17 protein-coding genes are annotated in these 25,351 nt (G+C 53.5%); 12 read left to right on the top strand and 5 right to left on the bottom strand.

All coding sequences use genetic code 11. The features are described 5' to 3' along the window. Positions 1 to 2: 2 nt before the first annotated feature. Positions 3 to 1,052: a DUF1559 family PulG-like putative transporter gene (locus tag SH248x_RS07140; protein ID WP_459557838.1), complete on the bottom strand. Its 1,050-nt coding sequence runs from the start codon at positions 1,050 to 1,052 to the stop codon at positions 3 to 5. 305 nt (positions 1,053 to 1,357) lie between these two features. Here SH248x_RS07140 and SH248x_RS07145 point away from each other — a divergent pair, with 305 nt between their 5' ends. The 12 genes from SH248x_RS07145 (at position 1,358) to cheB (ending at position 18,855) form a co-directional block, all read left to right on the top strand. Further along, positions 1,358 to 2,575, top strand: coding sequence for a XylR family transcriptional regulator (locus SH248x_RS07145; protein ID WP_459557839.1), 1,218 nt, complete (start codon positions 1,358 to 1,360; stop codon positions 2,573 to 2,575). A 435-nt stretch (positions 2,576 to 3,010) separates the two neighbouring features. Next, complete coding sequence (locus SH248x_RS07150) at positions 3,011 to 7,453, top strand: beta strand repeat-containing protein (protein ID WP_459557840.1); 4,443 nt, start codon at positions 3,011 to 3,013, stop codon at positions 7,451 to 7,453. After that, positions 7,341 to 8,402, top strand: a complete 1,062-nt coding sequence (locus tag SH248x_RS07155) for a TIGR03032 family protein (RefSeq protein ID WP_459558593.1) — start codon at positions 7,341 to 7,343, stop codon at positions 8,400 to 8,402. The genes SH248x_RS07150 and SH248x_RS07155 overlap by 113 nt, the downstream gene beginning before the upstream one ends. A 341-nt stretch (positions 8,403 to 8,743) precedes the next feature. After that, positions 8,744 to 10,453 (top strand): protein kinase domain-containing protein, encoded by a 1,710-nt coding sequence (locus tag SH248x_RS07160; protein WP_459557841.1) that lies wholly within the window; start codon positions 8,744 to 8,746, stop codon positions 10,451 to 10,453. Between the two features lie 197 nt (positions 10,454 to 10,650). Next, entirely contained in the window at positions 10,651 to 11,223 is a 573-nt protein-coding gene (locus SH248x_RS07165) for a chemotaxis protein CheW (RefSeq protein WP_459557842.1), read from the top strand. Between the two features lie 43 nt (positions 11,224 to 11,266). Next, positions 11,267 to 13,009: a methyl-accepting chemotaxis protein gene (locus SH248x_RS07170; RefSeq protein WP_459557843.1), complete on the top strand. Its 1,743-nt coding sequence runs from the start codon at positions 11,267 to 11,269 to the stop codon at positions 13,007 to 13,009. A 37-nt stretch (positions 13,010 to 13,046) separates the two neighbouring features. Next, on the top strand, positions 13,047 to 13,895 hold the full coding sequence (locus SH248x_RS07175) for a CheR family methyltransferase (RefSeq protein WP_459557844.1): 849 nt from the start codon (positions 13,047 to 13,049) through the stop codon (positions 13,893 to 13,895). Next, complete coding sequence (locus SH248x_RS07180) at positions 13,888 to 16,209, top strand: chemotaxis protein CheW (protein ID WP_459557845.1); 2,322 nt, start codon at positions 13,888 to 13,890, stop codon at positions 16,207 to 16,209. Before SH248x_RS07175 ends, SH248x_RS07180 begins: the two co-directional genes overlap by 8 nt. A gap of 56 nt (positions 16,210 to 16,265) precedes the next feature. Continuing rightward, entirely contained in the window at positions 16,266 to 16,856 is a 591-nt protein-coding gene (locus SH248x_RS07185) for a hypothetical protein (protein WP_459557846.1), read from the top strand. Positions 16,857 to 16,872: 16 nt separating this feature from the next. Further along, entirely contained in the window at positions 16,873 to 17,370 is a 498-nt protein-coding gene (locus SH248x_RS07190; RefSeq protein ID WP_459557847.1) for a chemotaxis protein CheD, read from the top strand. 51 nt (positions 17,371 to 17,421) lie between these two features. After that, a complete protein-coding gene (locus tag SH248x_RS07195) occupies positions 17,422 to 17,787 on the top strand; it encodes a response regulator (RefSeq protein WP_459557848.1) in 366 nt (121 codons plus the stop codon). Positions 17,788 to 17,802: 15 nt separating this feature from the next. Next, a complete protein-coding gene (gene cheB / locus SH248x_RS07200) occupies positions 17,803 to 18,855 on the top strand; it encodes a chemotaxis-specific protein-glutamate methyltransferase CheB (RefSeq protein ID WP_459557849.1) in 1,053 nt (350 codons plus the stop codon). A 49-nt stretch (positions 18,856 to 18,904) separates the two neighbouring features. Here the strand turns inward: cheB and SH248x_RS07205 are convergent, their stop codons facing one another. The 4 genes from SH248x_RS07205 to SH248x_RS07220 all read right to left on the bottom strand — a co-directional run bounded on the left by SH248x_RS07205 (position 18,905) and on the right by SH248x_RS07220 (position 25,089). Further along, positions 18,905 to 22,492: a mechanosensitive ion channel domain-containing protein gene (locus tag SH248x_RS07205; protein WP_459557850.1), complete on the bottom strand. Its 3,588-nt coding sequence runs from the start codon at positions 22,490 to 22,492 to the stop codon at positions 18,905 to 18,907. 251 nt (positions 22,493 to 22,743) lie between these two features. Beyond that, positions 22,744 to 23,025, bottom strand: coding sequence for a hypothetical protein (locus SH248x_RS07210; protein WP_459557851.1), 282 nt, complete (start codon positions 23,023 to 23,025; stop codon positions 22,744 to 22,746). Positions 23,026 to 23,071: 46 nt separating this feature from the next. Further along, entirely contained in the window at positions 23,072 to 24,010 is a 939-nt protein-coding gene (locus tag SH248x_RS07215; RefSeq protein ID WP_459557852.1) for a bifunctional riboflavin kinase/FMN adenylyltransferase, read from the bottom strand. A gap of 257 nt (positions 24,011 to 24,267) precedes the next feature. Next, positions 24,268 to 25,089: a segregation and condensation protein A gene (locus SH248x_RS07220; RefSeq protein ID WP_459557853.1), complete on the bottom strand. Its 822-nt coding sequence runs from the start codon at positions 25,087 to 25,089 to the stop codon at positions 24,268 to 24,270. Positions 25,090 to 25,351: the final 262 nt, after the last annotated feature.

Below are 25,351 nucleotides of genomic sequence, written 5' to 3' on the forward strand. Positions count from 1 at the left end.
AACTAGAACTCTCCGACGACGGCTCCATCGTTGATGGCACCGAGCGCTCCCCAGGTTCCGAACGGAGATTTACCGGTCGAGACGTCTTTCGCCAGGGCAGCCATGTTTCCTGTATCGATTGAGTCAGAGACAAATCTCACCGAGCCATCTCCCAGGCACAAATTGACACCGCCGGGGTGGTAACTGGTCGGAGGGTTGAGATTGGATTCCGAGGCTGGATTAGTCGTGTTGTAAGAACAGCTGGGACCGTTGGGCGGAATGATGGTCTGGAAGCGAGCGTTATTGAATCCCCAGTAGCTGAAGTAAAAACCTTGACCGCCAACAGCTTTGGTAGCACCCGTTCGTCCTGGCAGGGCCAGATTAAACTGACCTGATTGACCACGGTAGTTCATGCAGGTCTGCGGGCCTTCGTACCAGGTTTGAACGTTGAGAAGAATCCCGCCACGAATTTTGTTGTAGTCTTTTCCACTGAACTCTGGACTGGAGCATCGCTCGCTGATGATGGCAGTATTGCTCAAGCCATCAGTGATGTGTTTGAATTGTCGTGCCGGTCCGACTGGAAACGCAGAACGCGGATTATTACGCGTGTTGTAATATTCCATCAGACGATCGCCTTCTGAGTAGCAATAGTTATTGCTTGCCTTGCCTTCCGGATGAGTGCCAGCAGCATCCGATGGGCAGTTGAAGACCGGAATCTGCCCGTTCCAGGCATCTGAGGTGTGCCACGGCTCGATATTGAAACGACCAGCGGAAAGAACGTCGAACCGGGCTGCCTGCTCAATATACGGCAGAATGCTGACGTGAGGCGTGTAGTCATAAGTGACACTCCCGCCAAGGCCGAAGGGAGGAATCGCATTGTGTGTATCGTGATAATTGTGAATCGCGATGCCGAGTTGCTTCAGGTTGTTCTTACATTGTGACCGACGGGCTGCTTCCCGAGCCTGTTGCACGGCAGGTAGCAGCAATGCGACCAGAGTGGCGATGATCGCGATCACCACCAGTAACTCAATCAACGTAAATCCGCTTTGTCGTGACCAGTTGGAGCGAGGCATGATCGAACTCTCCAGGACGGTTAAGTAAAAGACGCGGAACATTCAAATCGTCGAATGAACCAGGAAGTATGAGAACAAACGCGTGAACGGTACGATCGCAAAGGCTAGATGTGTGATGTGTCTGAACTTTCCGGTGGTTGACCGGCAGTTGCCTCGACGTTCACAATTCTGCCTTGATTTTCTCGATTTGGCGATGACGCTTTGCGCCATTCGAGATGACAGTTTGTCCTCGTTTTTTTAAGAGATCTTCACAATCTCATCATTGATCGTCGTTATAGTGAAACCGAATCCTGACCTCGCCAGAGATGACTCCAGTCACGTATACGGGCATCATTGAAAGCATGCGAAAGCCACAAAAACGAATTGCCCTCCTCGTACAGACGGCGACCGCCTGGAGTCGGCAAGTCCTCGCTGGAGTTGCTGAGAAAGGCCTTGAGACAGGGGTTTGTGAATTCGCGCTTGAACCTCGTGGCTTCTATGAGTCGATCCAGGTTCCTGACTATTGGAGCGGCGACGGAGTGATCTGCCGACTGACCGATGACAATCTCGCTCGTGAAATTCGACGACGCAAAATCCCTGCCGTCAATGTTTCCTGGCTGGGCGAGCATTCCACTGAGATTCCCAAAGTCGTTTCCGATGAAATCGCCTGCGGCAGGATGGCTGCAGAGTTCTTTCTCGAACGAGGCTGGACGAATTTCGGCGTCGTCGGTTATCCCCCCACACTCAACTATTCCGGGATCGCAGAGAGCGCCTATGCGCAGGTCATTCAAGAGAAAGGACATCGCGTCTCGTTCTTTGAGCACGAACCGAATGTTGGGGAACTCAATCTTGGACGCCAGTTAACGAACATGGCTGACTGGCTGTTATCGTTAGCGAAGCCGACGGCTGTCCTTGTCTGGACAACGACGATCGCTCATGAAATTACCTTGACCTGTCGACGTGCAAATCTCTCCGTCCCCGATGACGTCGCGATCCTGGCGATTGAAGTCGACCCGTTGATTTCCTCGTTAGCACCGACGCCCATTGCTTACATCGATCAGTCACCCCGGCGTGTCGGTGCCTGTGCACTCGAACTGCTGCTTGAAATGATCAATGGCTCCCCTGCACCGGAGCAGCCGATTCTGATTCCACCTCGGAGCATTGCAGAACGCACGTCGGTCGATACGGTGTTCGTTCAGGATGAGCTTGTTCGCAGTTCGATTCAATACATGCGAGAGAAGATCAGCTTGCCAATCCAGGTCAGCGATATCGCGACCGCGATGAAAACATCACGGCGCGTTCTGGAAAGTCGCTTTGAACGAGCATTGAAATGCTCACCAGCAGAAGTCATCCGTCGTTCCAAGCTGACTCATGCGATCCACCTGCTTGGCGATACATCGCTGACGGTGAACGAAGTCGCGTTACGGTGCGGCTACTTCCACATGGAAACATTCCTGCGGTTCTTTAAACGAGAAACCGGTCAGACACCAACGGAGTTTCGAGCAACGCCAAAGAAAGTCCAATTTGTTGGCGATGATTTGTGACGTGTCATCGCAATGGGTATGCAACTCGGCTTCTCCCCAGCAAATTTCAGTCGCACTCTGCAGCCATACGAACGAGAAATCACTCTCGTGTTCCGTTCGAATTGGATGAGGAGAGCAGGCCACGAAGATCGCGGACTCATGTGCAAAAACGATACAATGATTAGAATAGACAAGGTTGAATCATTCATCCCCTGATTATTCGCCTGGCAAATAAAAGTACTTGTTAATCCACGTATTATCCGGTAACCTCTTCCCGGCCTGTTTATTTGCCCCATGCTCCCTTTTTTGCCGCTTTAGAGACTACTGATGTTCAAAGAACGATACTCCTGGTGGTTAGATCAATTCTCGTCGCGATCTTTTAATCAGTTGTCACGCCACACAAAAACTCGTGCTTCTGCCCGCCGGAATTCAGTTCGCTTTGCTTATTCAGGATTGATGTCCGCGCAGTTGGAGAGTCGACTGCTGCTCTCTGCTTACACAGTGACTAACCTCAACGACAGCGGTTCTGGAAGCCTGCGAGATGCCATTGATCAGGCCAATAGCAACGCTGGGGCGGACACGATTCAGTTCGCTTCCACCTTGTCGGGACAAATCACGCTGACTTCAGGTCAGATCGAGTTCACCGACACGAGCGGCGCAACCACGATCGATGGACTGGGGTCGGGCGTGTTGTCCATTAGCGGGAATAATTCCAGCCGTATCTTTGAAATCGACGACAATGTGACGGTCGAGCTGGACGGATTGACCATCAAAAATGGATATGAGTCAGGAAAAGATGGCGGTGGTATTTACAATAAGGGGACGCTGACCCTCAATAACAGCGTTTTGAGTGGCAATAACACCAAAACTGATGCGGGAGGAATTTGGAGTGACGGTCGCCTTACCATCAACAACAGTACGATCACAGGAAATCTTGCAGGTGGGTCCTACTCCGTCGATGGGGGTGGCGGAATCGTGAGTCAGGGAACGCTTACGATTACAAACAGCACCATCAGTAACAACAAGTCCTATTATGGGCAAGGTGGCGGTGGTATCACCAATTCTGGCTCGCTGACGATTACAAACAGTACCATTTCTGACAACTACACCAGCGGCGCTGGTGGTGGTCTTTACAACATTGATGGTAATGGAACACTCATTAATGTCACAATTACCGGCAATACCGGAGTGTTTGGTGGCGGGGGAATTTCAAACGTCACCAGTATTTTTCAAGACGCATCCCTGGCGTTGACCAACTGTACGATCAGCGGCAACACAGGCATCGTCGGGCGAGATGATCAGGGTGCAGGCGGGATCGACAATGCCGCGACCCTCGTGATGTACAACACAATTGTTGCCAACAGCATAGACAGTAACGATATCGGTAACTACGGCGATATGTCGGGAGATCGTAATCTTGTTGAGACCGGCGATACAGACGGGCTGAGTAATACGATTGCTGGCACTGATCCCATGCTTGACTCGCTACAGAACAACGGCGGTCCCACCATGACAATGGGACTGCTGGCAGGGAGTATCGCGATCAACGGGGGCAACGATGCTTACGCCATCAACACCAATGGCACGCCTCTGGCATACGATCAGCGCGGGTCTGGTTTTAACCGCGTGATGGCGGGTCGCGTCGATCTCGGTGCGTTCGAACTGCAGAATGCGACCATTATGGTAACCAATAACCTCGATAGCGGTTATGGCAGCTTGCGAGACGCAGTCGGCTTAGCCAATAGCAATCCGGGTGAAGATGCCATTAACTTTTCTTCCAGTTTATCTAGTCAAACCATCCTGTTGACCTCAGGGCAAATCAGCTTCACGGATACAACCGGCACGACGACAATCACCGGATTGGGAGCATCCCAAATCTCTGTCAACGGTAATCAAAACAGTCGGGTTTTCAACGTTCAGGGAAATGTCAGCGTCGAGCTCAGCGGCTTGACGATTGAAAACGGCTACAACTACGAAGGGGGCGGGGGGGGAATCAATAATGCCGGCCGTTTGACTGTTTCTGACAGCATTCTCACCGGCAACTGGGCCAACTACGGTAACGGTGGTGCCATTCAGAATCAGAACGATGCAGGACTAACAATTTCAAATACGACGTTCAGTAACAATCGTGCGTCTTACGACGGCGGAGCGATTGAAAGTATTGGAACATTGACGATCACAGGCAGCACGTTTCTCAGCAACACAGCCGGTTTTGGTGGGGCAATCACCGTAACCAGCAATAACAATAATGGCAGCCAAAAGGCAGTTCTGATCAACAGCACCTTGGCCAACAATACTGCATCCAATGGTGGTGCAATTTTCACTTATCTCAACGGTAACCTGGAGATTATCAATAGCACGCTGAGTGGCAATACAACGACCGCGAATCTGGGTGGGGGCGGTGGCATTATGAACTTTGGCACGCTTTCGCTGAGTAATACCATCGTCGCGAATAGTACCAAAGGTGGTGACCTGACCAATGACGGCAATCTCTCAGGTAGTAACAACCTGATCGAAAATGGCGACACAACCGGCTTGTCCAACACGATTACAGGACAGGATCCACTGCTGGGAGCTTTGCAGAATAATGGTGGCATCACGCAAACCTTTTCGCTTCAGGATGCCAGCGCAGCAATCAATGCCGGTAGCAATAGCTTAGCAGTCGATTCTGATGGGAACCGTCTGACGAATGACCAGCGCGGTTCGGGATTTGCCCGGATAATCGGTGGTGTCGTCGATATGGGTGCGTTTGAATCAAGTGTGGGGCCGGGTTTCTATACCGTCACCAGCACGGCTGATAGTGGCGCAGGAAGCCTTCGTGATGCCATCGACCAGGCAAACACTAACCCTGGCGATGATACCATCACGTTCGCCCTCAATCTGTCGGGACAGACCATCACTTTGCTGACAGGACAGTTGACGCTCAGCGACACGATTGGCGTCACGAAGATTGTCGGACTGGGAGCCAGTCAGCTGACCATCAGCGGCGGCAACACGTCACGAGTTTTGGAAGTTCAAAGCGGCGTGACGGCAGAGATCAATGGCTTGACCATCAGTAACGGCAGTACGATTGGTTACGACAATGGCGCAGGAATCGACAATAGCGGGACATTGACGATCACTGGAAGCACCCTGAAAGAAAACGATGCAACCGCAGGTAATGGGGGTGCAATCTCCAATGCAGGCACCGGCATTTTGAAGATTATCAACAGCACACTGAGCGGGAATACATCCGGCAACGGTAATGGCGGTGGTGGTGCGATCTATAACTTCCGTGGCGGAATTGTAACGATTACGGACACCACCCTCAGCAGTAACAATTCGGGTTACGGCGATGGGGGAGGCATCTACAACTACGGTCAGATGACAATGACCGGCAGCACCCTCACCGGGAACTATGCGAACGAATCCTTCGCCAGAGGCGGAGGTATTACCAATCTTAGTGAGTTAACGATTATCAACAGTACCCTCAGCGGAAATACAACTGGCGGTAAAGGCGGGGGAATCGCTAACTTCAGCAATATGACACTCACCAATAGCACACTGAGTGGCAATACGTCCAACAGCGACGGTGGCGGGCTTTATAACTCATCCTATGAAGACGTCACGATCAACAACACAATCATCGCTAACAGCTCTGGAGGAAGTGATTTATTCAATCGTGTCCAATCGATGTCGGGCAGCAACAATCTCATCGAGAACGGCGACACGACCGGCCTGACGAACACGATCACCGGCCAGGATCCGATGCTCGGAGCCCTGCAGGATAACGGCGGCCCGACCTGGACACAGGCTCTTCTGGCAGGAAGCGCCGCGATCAATGCTGGGAACAACAGTCTCGCCGTTGACGCCAGCGGCAACGCGTTGACCTCCGATCAGAGAGGCTCTGGATATTCCCGTATTCTCAACAATCAGGTCGACCTCGGTGCCTTCGAAAGCAATCTCTCGAACGACGTAACATCAGCAGTCGCGACCCTCAATTCGAGAACAGGCGAACTGGTGATTACCGACCAAAGCGGCGTAAGTCACTCGAAGATCGGAATCCGTGGCGAAGCCGATGGAGTCGTCTCTGTCTGGATTGACAAGACGGGCGATGGTCAACTCGAAACAATGCTCGGGGTATTTCGTAAAGTCAAGTCCATTAAGGTCACACTCGGCGATGGAGAGAACACTCTGTACGTTGCTGGACGCCTTCAACTCAAACGAGGCTTGACTGTGACAGGCGGACGCGACGCCGACCATGTCTACTTCGTCCACGGTGATGGATCGAGCGAAGGCTTCCTTGGATTCCAGGTTCCAACACGCATGGATGCAGATGTCAACCTGCAACTCAAAGACGGCGACAACGTCATCAAATACGACCGCATCTCGTTCCGACAGAATCTGACGATCAAACTTGGCGATGGCCAGGATGAAGTGTCGGGCATCGCCGCCGGCTTTGCGAAAAATGTGAACATGAATCTTGGTGATGGAAATGACACACTCGCGCATGCCAATAACATCTTCGCATCGCCCGTAACAATCAGGTTGGGACAGGGCGACGACATCTATACCGAAACAAGCGGATCATTCGATAAGAGATGGACTGCGGACGGTGGGCGAGGAATCGATATCATCGATCGTCGTGGCGCCCGCGGCGACAGAGCCATTAGTCACCGCAACTTTGAAGCCGGTCCCGAGCGTTTGATCGCAACCCAGGAGGTCAGCTTTGACAGACAAGCCTACGAAATCAACCTCGACGACACCGACACCGGAGCCAGCACCGACTCCCGAACCGTTGCGGAGTATTCATACAACAACGTTCCCAGCAATCCTCAACCAGTTGAATACTTCATTGCTGGTAACGACCTATCAAGCGGGGAAACTCGTCGTGGTGCGCGGCGACGGTCGCGTTCTTAATACTCACTTCCGTGACTTTGACAAGCCGATGGGCCTGGCTGTGAAGGGTCCACGGCTGGCGATTGGCACGCGGTATGAAATCTGGGAATACCACACCAACAACGCCGTCGCGTCACGCCAGACGGCGACCGACTCAGGAATGCCCGAAGCAGGGTTAGCCTGCGATTGTTGCTACATGCCACGCGTCGGTCATGTGACCGGGGACATGCAGATTCACGAGATGGCGTGGGTCGGAAACGAACTTTGGTTCGTCAACACCCGCTTCTCCTGTCTGGCGACACGAAGTGAGCAGTACAGCTTTGTTCCACGCTGGCAACCGCCATTTATCACGGGTCTCGCGCCGGAAGATCGGTGTCACCTGAATGGCATGGGATTGCGCGACGGCCAGGTTCGCTATGTGACAGCACTTGGCCGCAGTGATGAACCTGCTGGCTGGCGAGCGTCCAAAAAGGACGGCGGCATTTTGATGGATGTGCTGACCGGCGAGGTGGTGCTCGAAGGCCTCTCAATGCCACACTCCCCGCGCTGGTATGACGGCCGATTGTGGGTTCTGGAGTCGGGCGCCGGCACTATTGGATTTGTCGATCCCGCGACCGGAAAATACAAGCCATTAGCTCAGACCCCTGGATTTACGAGAGGATTGGACTTCTGCGGTCCGGTTGCCTTCGTCGGACTTTCGCAGGTTCGCGAAACCGCCATCTTCAGTGGCATTCCACTCACCGATCAAGTCCAGGAACGAATCTGCGGTGTCTGGGCCATCCACATCCACACCGGCGAAACGCTCGGCTTCGTCCAGTTCCAGGATGCCGTACAAGAAATCTTCGCCGTCCAGGCGCTCCCGAATGTTCGCTGGCCGGAGTTGATCAATCATGATGCAGACCTGCTCGCTGGCTCATTCGTCCTGCCGGATACGTCACTGTTAAACGTGCCAGAGAGTTATCGTGCCTGAGATAACGCATGGCAGATCGTCGCAATCTGCCGCTATTGTTCTCAGATGCTGGACGGCTTTGCTTTGACTCTGAATTCCAGGTTGACAATGGAAACCTTATCCTCCGGCAGGATATACTCGAATTGACAATCCCGTTCACGTGAGAATGCGGTGCGACAAGACGTCCAGAATTGACATCTGCGACAAGAGGGCTGCAGTTCCCCATGAATTCAAACGACGACGAATTTATCTTGAATCGAACGATATCGACAGATCAGGGCGTGTCTGCGACCGGTCCACGTGATGAGGGTGTCACCTCCACCACACATATAGGGGGACTCGACGCACGGACAATCGTGGAAATGGGTGATGATCCGTCTTCGAAACCGTTGGTCAAGGATCATGCTCCCGGCAGTCTGATCGGTAAATACGAGATTCGTTCCCTGCTCGGAAAAGGGGGGATGGGAGTCGTCTATGCAGCGTTCGATCCCTTAATCGAACGAGAAGTCGCTCTCAAACTCCTCAGCCGGGATCTGTTAGGAACGCCGATGGCGCTCCAGCGATTTCTCGGAGAAGCCAAAGCCATCGGCCGCTTAAGTCATCCGAATGTCGTTTCGATTTTTGATATCGGAGAATGGCAAGGTCAATACTATCTGATCATGGAACTGCTGCCTGGTGGATGTGTGGCCGACAAAGTGGACGGTGGGCAGCCTCTGCCTTGGCGGGAGGCATGTCGGATCGCCGCTGAGGCAGCCATGGGACTGGACGCAGCTCATCAGGAAGGGATGGTGCATCGCGATATCAAGCCCGAAAACTTGATGCTCAATAAAAGCGGAGTCGTCAAGGTCGTCGATTTTGGTCTGTCGAAACTTCTGGACGCCACTCAGGAAAATCAACTGGCGGTGACCAAAGCAGGGCAGATCATGGGAACGCCGCATTACATGAGCCCCGAGCAGCTGGAAGGAAAACCCGTCGACGCAGGGACTGATATTTACAGCTTGGGAGCAACTTTCTTTCGATTGCTGACAGCAAGATTTCCATACCACAATGCGACGACAATCTTCGCGGTGTTGTCATCACACATGAAGGACCCCGTTCCAAAGGCGCGCGACTATGTCACAGACCTGCCCGCTGAATGCGATCACATCATCGCCCGCGCGATGTCGAAGGATCGAAAGAATCGTTACGAAACCGCCGCGCAAATGGCTGGAGAATTGATTCGACTGATTCACCAGCGCGCACCGGATTCGTCAACGGCTGCCACTGCGTCGAATGACAAGCGTTCTGAGACAGATTCTTCCGTACTTCAAAAACCACTGCGACGAGTGGTGATGATCGAGCCATCCAAGCTGCAAGCTGCCGTGATGAAGAGTGCGCTGAAGCAGTCAGGGATCGATCAGGTCGTCAGCGTGACCTCGATCGCCGAAGGGAAAGCAGCTTTCGTCGATAGTGACGTTGATCTTCTCGTAACAGCTCAGCAGCTTGAGGATGGATTAGGGCTGGAACTGATCCATGAACTGTTGCATCACAGCCAGCAAAGTGATTTCACAGCGGTACTTAGCTCCAGTGATGTCTCCCTGAACGAAATCTCTCGTGCCGAGAACCATGGGCATGTTGTACTAGCTCCTAAAAAATGCCGTCTGGAAGAAGTCCTGCGGTTAGTGCATGCTTTGAGTTCCAGATATCTCACGAGTGGGCCGTTGTCTGAACCGGTCGACCCGTCAAATCTCAAACTCGCCATCTTCGCGACATCAGAACGAGTTCCGCAAACCTTACAGAACCTAATCCGCGAAAGTCGTCTACTGGAAGTCGACGTGAAAAACTCGCGCGAAGAATTCACCGAAATGACAGCCGATCTCAAGCTGGTCATCGTGGCAACAGATTCAACCTCAGAAGGCGTCGTCGCGGAGCTGGAACAGCTGAAGGGCCAAAGCGGCACCACGGCAGTGATCTTTGAAACCAAAGGACACCTGCGAGTGGCAGGCGCCACCAGACAGGGAATCGTTTATCTGGGAGAAAGCGATTTGGACGGTGCCCGGTTCGTCCGATTGTTGCAAAGTTGCCGGAATTAACCTCCCAGTCCTCCCACTTTGACGGACATCGAGATCTTCTTGCTTGACAGTTGTATTGAATTGCGCGGATCATCAATTGCTTGGCTTCACCGCAGTGCTTCAAACCAGCAATGCGGATGAAATTGCACCCCGCCAGGACAGCTGCGAGTGCACCCAGGCCCAATTCCTCCATTCATTTCGAGCTCAACGAAGGCGACATGATGCCCGCCGACCCTGGACAACCTCCGCTGACAGCGACGCCTGCAACCACGGCTGTCGTTAAAACGTCAACACAATACGTCGGTTTTGTCCTCGCTGACCAGGAGTATGCCTTTCGAATTGACCATATTCGAGAGATCGTGATCCCCGAACGTGTCACACGCCTGCCACAAGTCGCAGAGTACGTGGAAGGCTGTAGTAACTTACGCGGCACGATTATCCCGATGATCAACCTTCGAGTGTTGCTGGGGTTGGAGGCCAAACCTCGGGACGCTCAAACAAGAACAATCGTGGCACAGGTTGGAAAGAAAATCGTTGGTTGCACAGTCGACGATGTCACACAAGTCTTGCGGATTTCTTCGGATCAGATTCAGTCAGCATCGACCGTTCTGGGAACGGGGCAGGCAAGCTACATCTCGGGACTGGCGAAAGTCGATACCAGACTGATCATCCTGCTGGAAATTGAACAGCTACTCGATATCTCAAACCTCGAACACATCCATCAGCTGGCTCTTGAAGACGGTCAATCAAGACTCTCGGGGACTTCGACAACTGAGAACAAATCACTCTGATACAGACGACTTTGAAATAGACAACTTTGATACTGGATATGCCATGGCTATTGAACCAACACCACAAAAGCCGAGACGTCGGACAACAAACACCCCGGCGCCTGCAAAGTTCGACTTTGAGCAACTGGTCAAAAACACGAGCGTCCGCGTCATGGTCGCTGACCGCGATCTCCGTATCGTCTACATGAACCCGGCGACCGAAAAGACACTGCGACAGCTTCAGCATCTTCTGCCATGCCCCGTCGACTCGATGCTCGGCCAGACGATTGACATGTTCCACGTTGCTCCTGAGATGCAGCGTCGACTTCTGGCCGATCCGAGAAACCTCCCACACACCGCGCAGATTCAGCTGGGACCGGAAATCCTGGAACTGAATGTCTTTCCGCTCTACGACAACAACGGCGACTATTATGGGCCGATGCTGAACTGGGATCTCATCACCGAGAAAAAACGTCTTGAAGATCAGCAGGCAGATTCTGCTGCCCAGATCGAAGCCATCGGACGGACGAACCTCGTTATTCAATTTCAACCCGATGGCTCAATCATCACGGCCAACGAGAACTTCCTGAACGCGATGGGTTACAAACTCGACGAGATCGTTGGCCTGCATCACCGCATCTTCTGCGAGGAGGGCTATGTCAAAAGCAGCGATTACCACGATTTCTGGACGAAGCTGCAACGTGGAGAATTCATCGCAGGTGATTTCCTGCGGATCACGAAGACAGGAGGCGAGGCCTGGATACGGGCTGCCTACAATCCAATCCGTGATGGACATGGAAAAGTCGTGAAGGTCGTCAAGTTCGCCACCGACATCACCAAAGCCGTGTTGACACAGAATGAAGCAGAACGAATTGACGCCCGACAAAAAGCAGCCGCTGAAGATCTTAAACGGCGCGTCAGTCGTTTGAAGGTGATCGTCGAAGCAATTGCCGATGGGGACCTCACTCAGGAAGTGACAACCGACGGTGACGATGATCTGGCTCAACTCGCGACAAGCATCCAGCGAATGAGCAATGACCTGCGTGAACTGATTGGCCAGTTGATCGAATCGTCCGGACAACAGAACGAGGGAGCGCAGGCGATTGCAGAAAGCTCTCAGAATCTGAGCGAATCAGCACAGACCCAGGCCGCCTCGGTCGAAGAAATGTCGGCATCGGTAGAGGATCTGCTGCGATCGATCGCAGTGATCTCCGAGAGCGCGACTCAAGCGCGTCAACAGGCCAATTCAACGTCGAGCTTGGCAAAATCTGGGGGAGCATCTGTCAATGAAGCAATCGCTTCGATGAAGCTGATCCAGAAATCGAGCGATCAGATCAATGACATCATTCAGGTGATCAGCGAGATCGCAAGCCAGACGAATCTGCTGGCGTTGAACGCAGCGATCGAAGCCGCCAGAGCAGGTGAGCACGGCTTGGGGTTCGCCGTCGTCGCGGACGAGGTTCGCAAGCTGGCCGAGCGATCAAGTCTTGCCGCCAAAGAGATCACACAACTCATCAAGGAATCGACGCGACGAGTAGCAGAGGGAGCCGAACTGTCTCAGAAGGTCGGAAACTCCCTGCACACGATCGTCGAAGCCGTCGATGAAACGGCTCAAGGCATCAATCGAATCGCCGAGTCCACGCAGACGCAGTCCGAGAGCGCCAAGGAAGTTCAGATCGCGATCCGAACCGTCGGCAAAACGACGGAATCAAACGCAGCCGGTGCCGAAGAAATGGCCGCCAGTGCAGAAGAACTCGGCGCTCAGGCTTCGACCCTGAGAGATCTCGTCGTGAAATTCAAAGTCTGAGTTCGAGCTCAGTCGCAATGAAGGAGCCGGATTGACGATGGATCTTTCTCAGTTGACCACGCAGGAATTCGAGCAGTTTCAAACGCTCATTTTCAAGCTGAGCGGGATTCAGATCCCGGAGAATAAAGTGATGCTGTTGAGCAATCGAATTCGTCGGCGCGTCAAAGCCACCGGGAAAGAAAGCTTCCAGGAATATCTGTCGTACCTCAAGTCAAAAAACGGACGCGACGAACTCGATGGCTTCCTCGATTCTGTGACAACCAACGAGACCTCGTTCTTTCGCACGGAAAAGCACTTCGACTGGCTGAGGACCGAATTCGTTGACGCGATGCGCGAGCAGGCTCGACTGGGAAAGAAGGACAAATCCATTCGCATCTGGTCGGCTGCCTGCAGCAGCGGGGAAGAGCCCTACACAATCGCGATGTGCCTGGCCGAGAATCGCCTCAAGCTTCTCAACTGGAAGATCGAAATCCACGGCAGCGATATCAGCGAATCGTCGATGAATAAAGCGCGAGCGGGAGTCTATGGTCCGGAAGTCGTACAGCAGATCCCTGAGAATTGGCTGTCTCGCTACTTCGATGCGGACGAAAAAGCCGCGACCTGGACCGTCAAAAAGCAGCTTCGCGAACTCGTGACGATCAACCGACACAATCTGACAGAACCCAATCCGCAAAAAAGCTACGACTGCATTTTCATTCGCAACGTCCTGATCTATTTCAGTCGCGAATCCAAGCAGGTCGTTGTTGATCACCTCACGCGTTCGCTTCGTGCAGGAGGATATCTGGTCGTTGGACCATCGGAAGGGATCTACGACATGCTGGGATCGCTTGAGAAACGATCCACGTTCCTCTATCAGAAAAGTTTCCAGGGAGGCCATCATGACTGATGAAGGCTCTCCCATTTCCTCAAATTCCGGTCCTACCGACGATCTTGCGCAATACCTGCAGGTCTATATCGAGGAATCCGAGGATGAACTCGAAGGACTGACCTCCGCGATCCTGCTTCTCGAATCGAAGCCAGACGACGTCCCAGCGCTGCAGAAAGCCTTCCGAATGCTGCATTCGCTGAAGGGATCTTCGGGAATGCTCGGATTTGAAACCGTCGGCAATTTCGCCCATGAACTCGAAGATCGCTTCGAGCGATATCGCTCAGGCAAGGCGATTCTTGATCGCGACACAACGACGCTGATACTCCGCGGCATCGATTACTTCCGCGAATTCATCCAGGGACTACGCGCCGGCGACATGACGCAGCCCGACCCGTCCCAACTACTGGATGAGCTCCAGCAGCTGGAGCGATCAGCACCATCAACTCCCGCGACGAAACCGCCCGGAATCAAGACACCAGCCGCCGCCATGACGATCTCCGGCGGTTGGAAAATGGTCATTCGCTTTCGAGAAGGCCTTCAACTTGCTGATCTGAAGGCGAGACTGATCGTTTCGCGTCTGTCCACCATCGGCGAAATTGTCGCCTGCGATCCTCCCGTCGACGACGTTCGCAGTTTCGAAGAACTGACGCTTTTCTCCGTCACCTTGGTGACAACCAAACCCCTGGAAGAAGTACGACGAATCGCCAGCGTCGAAGGTGTCGAATCCGTCGAGATTCAGGATGGAACCATGTCAGGTCTGGTTCCACCAAGTGATCCGCCACAACCCGTCTCTCCAGTTCAGCCCACTGAAACGAATGCACCTGAGACTGTCACATCGACTAAATCGCCCGCTGCAAAATTCACTCAGATCCTGTCCGCTACCAGTACCCAGGACGAAAATGCTCCCGACAACCGAACTCAAGCCAGTGAATCCATTCGAGTCGATGTTTCACGCCTTGACTATTTGATGAATCTGACTGGCGAGCTCGTCATCGCCAAGTCACGTTTCCATCAAATCGCTACCGAGCTAAGTCCCATTCTGCGTCAGGATTCGCAAGGCAGAAAAACACGCGATCTCTCCGAACGAATCCGCCAGGCATTTCATGACATTCAAAGTTGCGTCCAGGAATCCTCTCCCGACACCAAACGTCTCAGGAAGATCTTTCTAGGCCTAGAGGATGACCTCGGGGAACTGGATGAGCAAACAGACCTATGGAGACTTGGCTATCATCAGTTTTCCGAGATCGCCGAAGCCGTCGATCAGCTTGCACGCGTCTCCAAAGGACTGCAGCGCGGCGTCTTGAGAACGAGAATGGTGCCCGTCGGCCCCTTGTTCAACCGATTCAAACGTGTTGTCCGCGATCTCTCTGTCGATCGAAACAAGCAGGTCAATCTGGAGATTCATGGCGACAAGACAGAGCTCGATAAACGCATGATCGATGCACTCGGCGATCCCTTGCTGCACCTGATTCGAAATTCGATCGATCACGGACTCGAATCTCAGGACGAACGGTCAGCCGCAGGAAAGCCCGCCATCGGCTCCGTCGTACTCGAAGCCGCCCACCGGGGAAACAGTGTTCTCATCACCATTCGTGATGACGGGCGTGGGATCAATCTCGAGAAAATCCGCAAGCGAATCCTGGAACGTGGACTGGCCTCGCCTGTTCAACTCCAGGAAATGACTGAAGACCAGCTCGTTTCTTACATCTGGCATCCCGGCTTCAGCACCGCAGAATCGATCTCGGAAATCTCCGGACGAGGCGTCGGCATGGATATTGTCCGTGCCGCCATTTCCGATCTCAGCGGTACGATTGATGTCAGTTCGACACCCGGAAAAGGAACGCTCTTCACGATCCGACTGCCTCTCACCCTGGCGATCATTCATAGTCTTCTCGTCAAGTTCGGCCAGGATCACTTCTCGATCCCCATCGACGACGTCCGCGAGATCGTTTCAATTTCCCGGGAGCAGGTACACACGGTCCAGAACAAACGACTGATCGAAGTCCGTGGTGAATTGATCCCTCTGGTCGGTATGGGTAGCATCTTTGAGTGGAATGGGAATGATTCACAATCAGCTTCCAGCTCAAAACAGCATTCCAGTTCTGAAACGCCCGATCAGCTCAACATCGTCGTCCTGCATTCACGAGGACGAAAACTCGGCTTAAGCGTCGATTCACTGGTCGGACGAGCCGATCTGGTCATCAAATCCCTCGCCGAAAACTTCACACAGATTCAAGGACTCTCCGGAGCCAGCATTCTGGGCGATGGGACGGTCTGCCTGATGCTCGATGCTGCATCACTTGTCGATTCCGTCATCCAGAAAAGTACCTAACGCGTTCAACCAACAGAATCGAACGGGAAGTGACCAGCGAACAGCTACAACAATTGATGCCCTCATTCCATCGCGGAGCACAGGACGCTTCGTCGGCGCTACAGCGATGGCTGACGACTCCCATCACGATGAAGATCGATTCCATCAGCTCCTGTCCGATCGAAGAGGTATCGACGTTAATTGGCAGCGATGATGAACCAGCCTGCGTCTGCATCATGGGGATGGAAGGAACACTGACCGGCCTGATGGTCCTGGCATTCGATGATACAAGCGGGCTAATGGTCAGCGATCTTCTTCAAGGCCAGACAACAGGAACCTCGACCGCCTGGGGCGAAATCGAACGATCATCCGTTCTCGAAACTATGAATATTGCAGGCAGCGCCTACCTCAATGGCATTTCCAACGAACTCTCCGATCGCACTTCGAGCACCATCGAACTGATCCCTTCCCCTCCCATCTTTCTGCGAGATTACGCAGCCAGCATCCTGCAGTCTGCCTTCCTCGATCAGGCGATCAGTGGGACCCAGGCGGTCTTCGCAGGCGTCTCATTCGAACTCAAAGGCTGTCCATTAAGCTGGAAGTTCCTCCTGATCCCGGATGCCTCCTCGCTGGTGAAACTTTCTGAAATCCTGACCAACATGAACTAAGGCGACCGGTTCTCGTATGGATTCCCCATCGTTCTCGAAATCGAATCCTCAACTGGAACGCAAAGTCGGCATCGCCGAAATTGTCGTCGTCAGAAACGAGGGAATCCTGAGAACACTGCTGGGCTCGTGCATTGGAATCGCCCTCTATGACCTACGCACACGCACCGGCGGCATGGCTCATATTGTTTTACCACGTTCCAACAGCGTGTCAGATCCCATCGGCAAGTATGCAGATACCGCGATTCCCGAATTGATTCGCCAGATGATTCAGTTAGGCGTCAAGTCCTCTTACATTTCCGCTAAGATCGCCGGAGGCGCCAATATGTTCGCAACAAAGACCCAGCGCAGCATCGGAGACCAGAATCTCGTCGCTGTCAACGAACTGCTCCAACAACTGATGATTCCCATTTCCGGCAGCCACTGCGGCGGCACCCAGGGCCGACGTATGGCTTTGAACGTCTCCACTGGGGAAGTCATCGTGGAAGTCGTTGGTCAATCCCCTGTTCGAATCTGATCTTTGTCATTCTCCGCTCGTCCGGAGACAACACCCTAAAGGCAACGAAGTATGAATCGACTGCTCATTGTCGATGATGCACTCATCATGAGGATGAAGATTCGCGAACTCGCGATCCGCGCAGGATGGGATGTCGTCGCAGAAGGAAACAACGGTCTGGCTGCCGTTTCTTTGTACGAAGAACATCAGCCTGACCTCGTCACCCTCGATATGGTCATGCCCGAAATGGATGGTCTTGATGCCCTCAAGGCCATCCGCAAGGTCAATCCAGAAGCGCATGTTGTGATGGTCAGTGCCGTCAATCAAAAAGAGAAGTTACGAGAATGTATCGCTGCCGGTGCTGCCGATTTCATCGTCAAGCCCTTTGATCCTGCCGTTCTCGAATCATTCTTTCGAAACAGCCTGCAACACGGATGAGTTAGAGGATCGTCGATGGCCCCCTTTAGAATAGTCACTGTCGACGATTCGGCTCTCTTTCGGATGATGTTACGAAACGTCATCAAGGAGATTCCGAATTGCGAACTGGTGGCAAGCATCAGCGACAGCACCCGGGCCGCCGAGCAGATTGAATCACTTTCTCCCGACCTCGTCACCCTCGATGTTGAGATGCCCGAAGTCGATGGCATCGCAGTTCTGCGTCAGCTGAAACGCCGCAAATTAGCAACAAAGGTCATCATGATCAGCCGGTTCACAACCTCCGGCGCCCAGGTGACAACCGATGCACTGATCGAAGGTGCCTTCGATTTCATTGTCAAACCTTCGACCGGGAACCCAGCGGAAACAAAAGCCCTCCTGCGAGCCGAACTCATCGAACGCATCGACGCGCTCCGCGAAACATCATCTCCAGAACTCCAACCTAAGCCCGTCCTCTTTCAAACCTCGCCGACCCGCAGCGGTGAGAAGGCAACCTCTTTCGGAGCACTCCTCATCGGCTGTTCCACAGGCGGCCCCGACGCCCTCGCAAAGCTGATTCCGGAACTCCCCGCCGATCTCCCTGTCCCCGTCATCGTCATTCAGCATATGCCCGAGAAGTTCACGTCGACATTAGCCGCTCGGCTCGATGAAGCCAGCGAACTCACAGTCGTCGAAGCAGAAGAAGGGATGTTGCTCTCCCCTGGAAAAGTCATCCTCGCACGCGGCGGAAAGCACCTGGAATTGCGCCGCCAGGGATTCTCGAATATCTGCGTTCGCCTCACAGACGATCCCCCCGAACAACGCGTACGCCCCGCCGTCGATTACACCTTTCGCTCAGCTGTCAGCGCGTTCGATCAACCACTTTTAGCCGTCATCCTGACCGGCATGGGCCGCGACGGAACCCTTGGCTGCGAACTGGTTCATCGCAACAACGGCCACGTCCTCGTCCAGGCTCCCGACGGATGTACCGTTTTCGGGATGCCCAAATCCGTCCTCAAGGCAGAACTCGCTGATCAAGTCGTACCGCTGGAACAAATGGCGCGCAAAATCCAAAATCTTCTCAAGACCTGAAAAGCGACCGCCTGAAACCAGTCACCACTTAACTCGTGATCGGAATCAGTCAATGCTGCAGGATCGAACTGCCATTCGACTCGCCGGGAGCCTTTGACGATGGCGTCGACATACCGGACGATCGAGTCATCATCTCTGGCCAAGACAGAATCCGCAGATCCTGGTGAGGGAATGCCAGTTCGATCTCTTCCTGTCGGAACTTCTCGATGATCCGATTATGAATCTCATCGATAATGTTGACTCGGTTATCCAGCGTCGGCAGGTAAAAACGAATCGCAAAGAGCAGGGCACTGTCGCCAAACTTATCGAAGTTCACAAGCGGCGCCGGTTCTTTCATGATCGATTCATGATCTCGACAAATCTCCTCGAGCAACCGTCGAACCTTGCGCGTGTCAGAATCGTAGCTGACACTCACACTCAGCACGACTCGATTCCTCGTACTCGACAGCGTCCAGTTCAGAATGCTCCCTGTGATCAGATCCTTGTTCGGGACAATATATTCCTTCTCATCCCAGTCCGTGATGGTGGTACTACGAATCCGAATCCGACTCACCAGACCTGTCGTACTCCCTAGAGTCACAACATCGCCCACACGAATCGGCCGCTCGAACAGAAGGATCAATCCGCTGACAAAGTTCGCAAAAATCTCCTGCAAACCAAAACCAAGCCCCACCGACAAGGCTGCCACCAGCCACTGGATGTCATCCCACTTCAACCGGAGAGTTGCCCCGGCGATAATGATTCCGATCAACGTGACAACATAACTCGACAAAGTGGAAATGGCATATCGCGCTCCCTTGTCCAACGGCAGTCGCGCCAGAATCGTCAGCTCGATAAAACCAGGCAGCGTCGTCGCGACCAGATACGTGATGACCAGACTGAAGCCCAGGAAAATAATATCCCCAAGGTGTAGGACCCCTTCAGGCTCACCGGAAACATGGAATGCTTCGATCTGATTCAAAGCCGGCAAGACCGTTTCCCATATCTGCCAGACAACAAACATCCCCAGCAGAAGAGCAGCCGCCCGGATGAACTTGCGTGTCTGAGCGGTTGCAGACGTCAGATCGATCAGATCCTCCGTTGCGTTTCGTGCAGCGATATTGACCGGCGATACCGGCGATTCAGAAGTCTGAGCCTGCGCTTGAGCTTCGCGACGAATCTTGGCCTGCTCGACAGCGATCCGACGACGATTCACCAGCACCATCCGCGCAAAGACACCATTCGTCACGGCGATCAGAAAGATCGACATCACGGTCAAAAAGAGCCTCTCGGTCAACACCAGAGCTGTTTCGTAATATCCAACAATCGCCAGAAGGGCCATCGCACAAAGAAAAACCACGACTATCCACTTCAGTGGGGCATCCCAGGTCTCAAACACTTCCGGAACCGGCTTTTTCCCAAGGTTAAACAGTGACATCGCGAAACCGATATTGATCACCATCAAGCCGAGAAAGCACAGTCGTCCCAGCGACGACGACCTTAAAGCCTCCTCTGTCTGACTCTCCAGCAGCATCACGACAAACCACAGCGGGAGGTTAACCCAGACACTCAGCAGCAACGACCGTCGAATCGCAGGCAGACGATCAAATTCCCAATCCAGGTGAGACTGTACCAGCCCTTTTCGTCGACAGATATGCCGAAGTAACTCATAACACAGACAGACTCCGCTCGTTGACAACAACGCATCCGAAAACGCTCGCACAAACGCAAACTCCGACAGCGAAGACGACAACCTCCACCCAATAAACGCCAATGTCATCGGCACCAATGCCGTCAGGAATAACGTATACCCAATCACTTTCAGCGTCGGCAAAAACTCCATCGCCGATCGTCGAGACGCAACGTCTGATTCCTTGATCAACCACCGCCTCACAGGCCGCTGAAATGCAAACAGCACCAGCACACTCAACGAAAACACAAACCACAACTCAGGACGACGAGAAATATCTGACTTCAGCTCACTCCCCACAGCCATCCAGTTCTCCGGTGAGATCACCCAGGCAACCGCTTCAGGCGTCGGACGGAACTCGCGCGCCGTCGTCAGAGGATACGTACTGCGAATCCACAAGACGTGTTCGCGAATGTAATCCGAATACGCCTTGGTATCGCTGATCAGCGATCGCTCAATCTCGCTGTACTCGGTTAAGCGTGTGATGTATTCATCATAATCTCCCGTAATATCCGAGGTCTGCTCCCTCTGTTGGGCCAGGAGATCATCCAGTTGAGCTTCCAGCTCCTTTGTCAATTCAAACGCAGGATTCTCCGCCCGCAGTTTATTCAGCCACTGTGTCTTCTTGGCCTCCAGATCAGCAAATTCCAGCCTTTTGCTTTTATACTCGTTGCTGGTGAAACGTGCATTCCCCAGCAGTTCATCACGATTTACGATCTCTCTTTCCAGGGTCGTCGTATCAGGCAGCGCTTCCCGCTCGCGCCGCAGAAGTTGTCCCGCCTGAGCAGACATTCCAGAACTGGCTGTCTGCTTTTGCGTTTCTTCAAACTGCTTCTGCTGCGTGGTGAGCATACTGCTCATCCGCTCTTTTTCTTCATTCAGCGCAGACAGCTTATTAGCGATATCATTGCGGACTTCTGCTAGCGCAGTCAGTTCGTCAGCCAGTGGAGCCAACTCAGGAGCAACCGTCTTCGCTTGTTCCTTTTTCTCCTCGACCTCCTTCTTGGCTTCATTCTTTCGCATCTCATTGACACGAGCCGACAACGTCGCCACCAGCTTTTCCAGCCGGACTTTCTCGACAGCCAGCGTATCCAGCTTCAGTGGCAACAGATCCGCAGTCGCCTTGAAACTATCCAGCTCCAGTTGGAGTCGTTCCTGAACCGCTAGCAGTGCCTCGCGGTGAATCTGCTGGAAAGTCATCTTCGAAAGAGACTCTTCCGTCGGCGGCGCATCAGGAGTTGCTGCCGCCGGTGCAGGAGTATTGCTCGCAGCGTATTGATCCAGCTCTGCTTTGTTCGATTGCATGATCGCCTGAATCGCAGCAACTCGATCCGCACGAACCTTCGGCTCGCCATCAATTTTGCTGAACGCCGAAGTCACTTCCTTCAGCTGAGCTTCACTTTCCTGCAGTAGCTTCTCCAGCTCAGCTGCCGATTGAATCCCCTCAATCTGTTCATGCATCGCCGTAGAGGTCTTCGTCGAATCCTTGGATCCATCCTGACGAGCCTTCTTCGCCGCTTCGATTTCAGCCGGCGCATCAGCAATGATCTTCTTGAAAGTCTCGATCGCTTTGCGAGCCGCCAGAATACGATCAATTTCCGCGACCGAGTTCTGATAGTTCTTGAGAATCTCCGCCTTGGTCGCTTCAGGCATCTCCGTCATTGTGTTGACGGCTGTGATGCGCTGCTGAATCGACTCTTTACGCAACTGCTCAGTTGCAGTTTCCGCCGCCTCAGCTGGAGGAGGATTCGTTGTGGCCTGTGTCGCAGGTGCCTGAGTCGAACTTGCCTGCGCTGAATTCGGCTGTGTCGTCGCGGCAGACGGCCTGGATGCAGGAGGATTCGCAGGACTGGGTGCCTGAGAAAAAGCGTCCCGGTCAGCCAGAACGAGCCCACCAACCAACGCCCAAACCCAAACGTATCGTGACCACACACTCAAAAAACAAGACATGATTTCCATCGATCCCATTATTCAAAGGCCGTAGATCGGACGACTAACTGGCCCGTCCACCACCGACTACTCCTTCACCACGACGAGCACCAAAGCTGCTGCGTGTCCGCGCATCCTAGCAGGATCGCTCACCTGCGTTAAGAACAATTCCCCAATCGCTTCGCTCGAAAGCGGCCATCCGACAAAATCTCACTCATCACGCCGCAATCACAGCGGGAAAGCACAAACCCATCACTCGTTCGTGATTCGATCCATCAACTCATCCGACCTCAAATCGGCATCGGCTTCGACTTCGGCGGATGCTGCCAATGCAGTCGATTCTCCGTGATCACTCCATTACGCAGAGCACACGTCAAACAAACCTTCTCATGCCCGCGCTGCAGATAAATCTCACCCACCTGCAACAGATGATAATAATCCTCTCCCGGCGATTTCATGTAACAGTACTCCTTCGTACTGTCAGGCTTCACACGTCCTAACCAACCATCGTTATGCGGCACGTAGAGCCGATAATCGCGTCCGTCTGTATTCTGATCAATCAAGTCACGCATGGCAGTCAATCCGCTCCAGCAATCGGTTCCATCGGTCGTTCTTCGATTATAGACGAGACGACCACACCCTTTGATAGCAGTCCCGCGCGTTTTTGACGTCACGACCAATCTGAGCCACCAGCGCGTCCTTGTCCGGAAACTTCTCCAGCCCCCGCAATCGCTCGAAAAACGTCACGCTCAACGCCGACCCATAAAGATCACCGGAAAAATCCAGGACATGCACCTCGATCTTGGACTCTCCCTCCTCAAACGTTGGATTCGGCCCAATATGCACCGCAGCGGCATAGTCACGCCCACCAATCTCCACCCGCCCCGCATACACCCCTTGTGCTGGCACGACCGTCAACACCGTCGCCAGATTCGCCGTCGGCATCCCCAACAAACGCCCACGCTGAGCCCCCGTCACCACGCGCCCCGTCAATTCATAAGGCTGCCCCAGCAGCTCACCTGCTTTCTTGACATCGCCGCTCAAAAGATACTGCCGAATCCGTGTCGAAGAAATCATCTCCCCATCAACCCCCAGCGACTCAACAATCTTCGTCTTGATTCCATGCTCTTCAGACAGAGCCTGCAGCATCGCAATATCCCCACCGCGATTCTTCCCAAAGAAAAAATTCGGCCCCTCCAGAATCCCCGTGACCTGCAACTTCTCCACAATAATCTGCTCGAAAAAATCCCGCGCCGACAAATCCAGCAGCCCCAGCGACGTCTGACAAACAACCAGCCCATCCACGCCGACTTCATGCAGCAACTCAATCTTCCGGGCATGCGTCGTCAACCGCTGCAACACCAGATCCGGCTTCAGCACAGCCAGCGGCGGTGGATCAAACGACAAAACAACCGCTTTCTCCCCATCACGACGCGCGCACGCGATCAACTCCCGCAACATCATCCGATGCCCCAGGTGGACACCATCAAAGTTGCCGATCGTCAACCAACTCCGCTTCAGCTCGTTCAGATCCTCAAAGCCATAAGCCACATGCATGGCACAAAACCAATCCAATCTTGTTTCGGAATGTCCCTTCTCCCTTGAGGGGAGCCGTTTTAGTCCCTTCTCCCTTGAGGGGAGAAGGTGTCAGCGCAACACCTTAGGTGTTTACTTAACACAGTGCTGACGGATGAGGGTGGGCGATAGGCATCCGTTCGCTCTCAATCCCACAACAAGCGCCAGGCACTTTTCTCAAATCCCGCCCAACCTCTCCCCATTATGTCCGTTTCCCCAATCTCTGCAATTCAACCACATCAATGTCCCTCTTCCTTCACCGCATCATCCCCCGACGACGAGACCGCGATTGATTCATCAAACTCCCGTTCTTCAACCGGCGGATAAAGCATGATGTCCCCATGGTCTTCCGCCTGCACAGCCCGAAATCCATGGTGACGCAACAGCTCCAGGATCGCCAGAAACATCCCGACAATCACGCTCCGATGCGATACCTCTTTGAACAGACTATGAAACGAGACTTCCTTCTGCTCCTTGATCCGATCCGCCATCATCTTGATGTGGATGTGCAAAGGCGTCTCATCGAACTTGATCCGCTCATGCTTCTCGATGTGCTTGATCTTGATCACGCGTGACAGCGCACTCACCAGATCCCACAGCTCGACATCTTTGATGTAATCCAGCGACTGCGGCCGACGACTTGAAGGCTTGCTGCTCTCCATTCGCGGATAACGATCCAGCCACACATCCGCTTTCGCTTTCAGCTCCCCGATCGCATACTGAAACTGCTTATGCAGCATCAGCTGTGCAATCAGCTGCGACCCCGGCGACCCACTCGTCGCCGCCTGTTCTTCTTCAACCACTTCTTCCGCCGCCCGTGGCAACAACTCGCGGCTCTTGATCTCCAGCAGCGTTGTGATCATGACCAGAAAGTCACCGATCTCATCCAGCGCGAGGTATTCCAGCACTTCCACATAGTCCACAAACTGCTTGACGATCAGCGAGATCTTCAGATTCGTGGCCGACAGTTCACTCCGCTTCACCAGGTACACAAGCAGATCGATCGGCCCCGAATAGAGGTCCATCTGCACACGATAATTTGCTGGAGCTGGGGCAATCATTGCCGGTTCACACATCCATGTCGAAAGGCAAGGTACTCAACCCTCACTCTATCGACACCAAACACCCACCCCAGCCAGCAACCCCGAATCAATCGTTACATCTTAACACAATCATCCCTTCTCCCCCCGGGAGAAGGTGCCGAAGGCGGATGAGGGCATCGCGCCAATAAGCTTTCTATAACAAACAAAACAACCGAGGGCAGTTCAAGCCCCCATTCCCCTCTCCCCCTGCCCAACGAATAACCATCAACGCCCCATTCAC

This window comes from Lacunimicrobium album (genome assembly GCF_052161635.1).
Taxonomy (GTDB): Bacteria; Planctomycetota; Planctomycetia; order Planctomycetales; family Planctomycetaceae; genus SXPC01.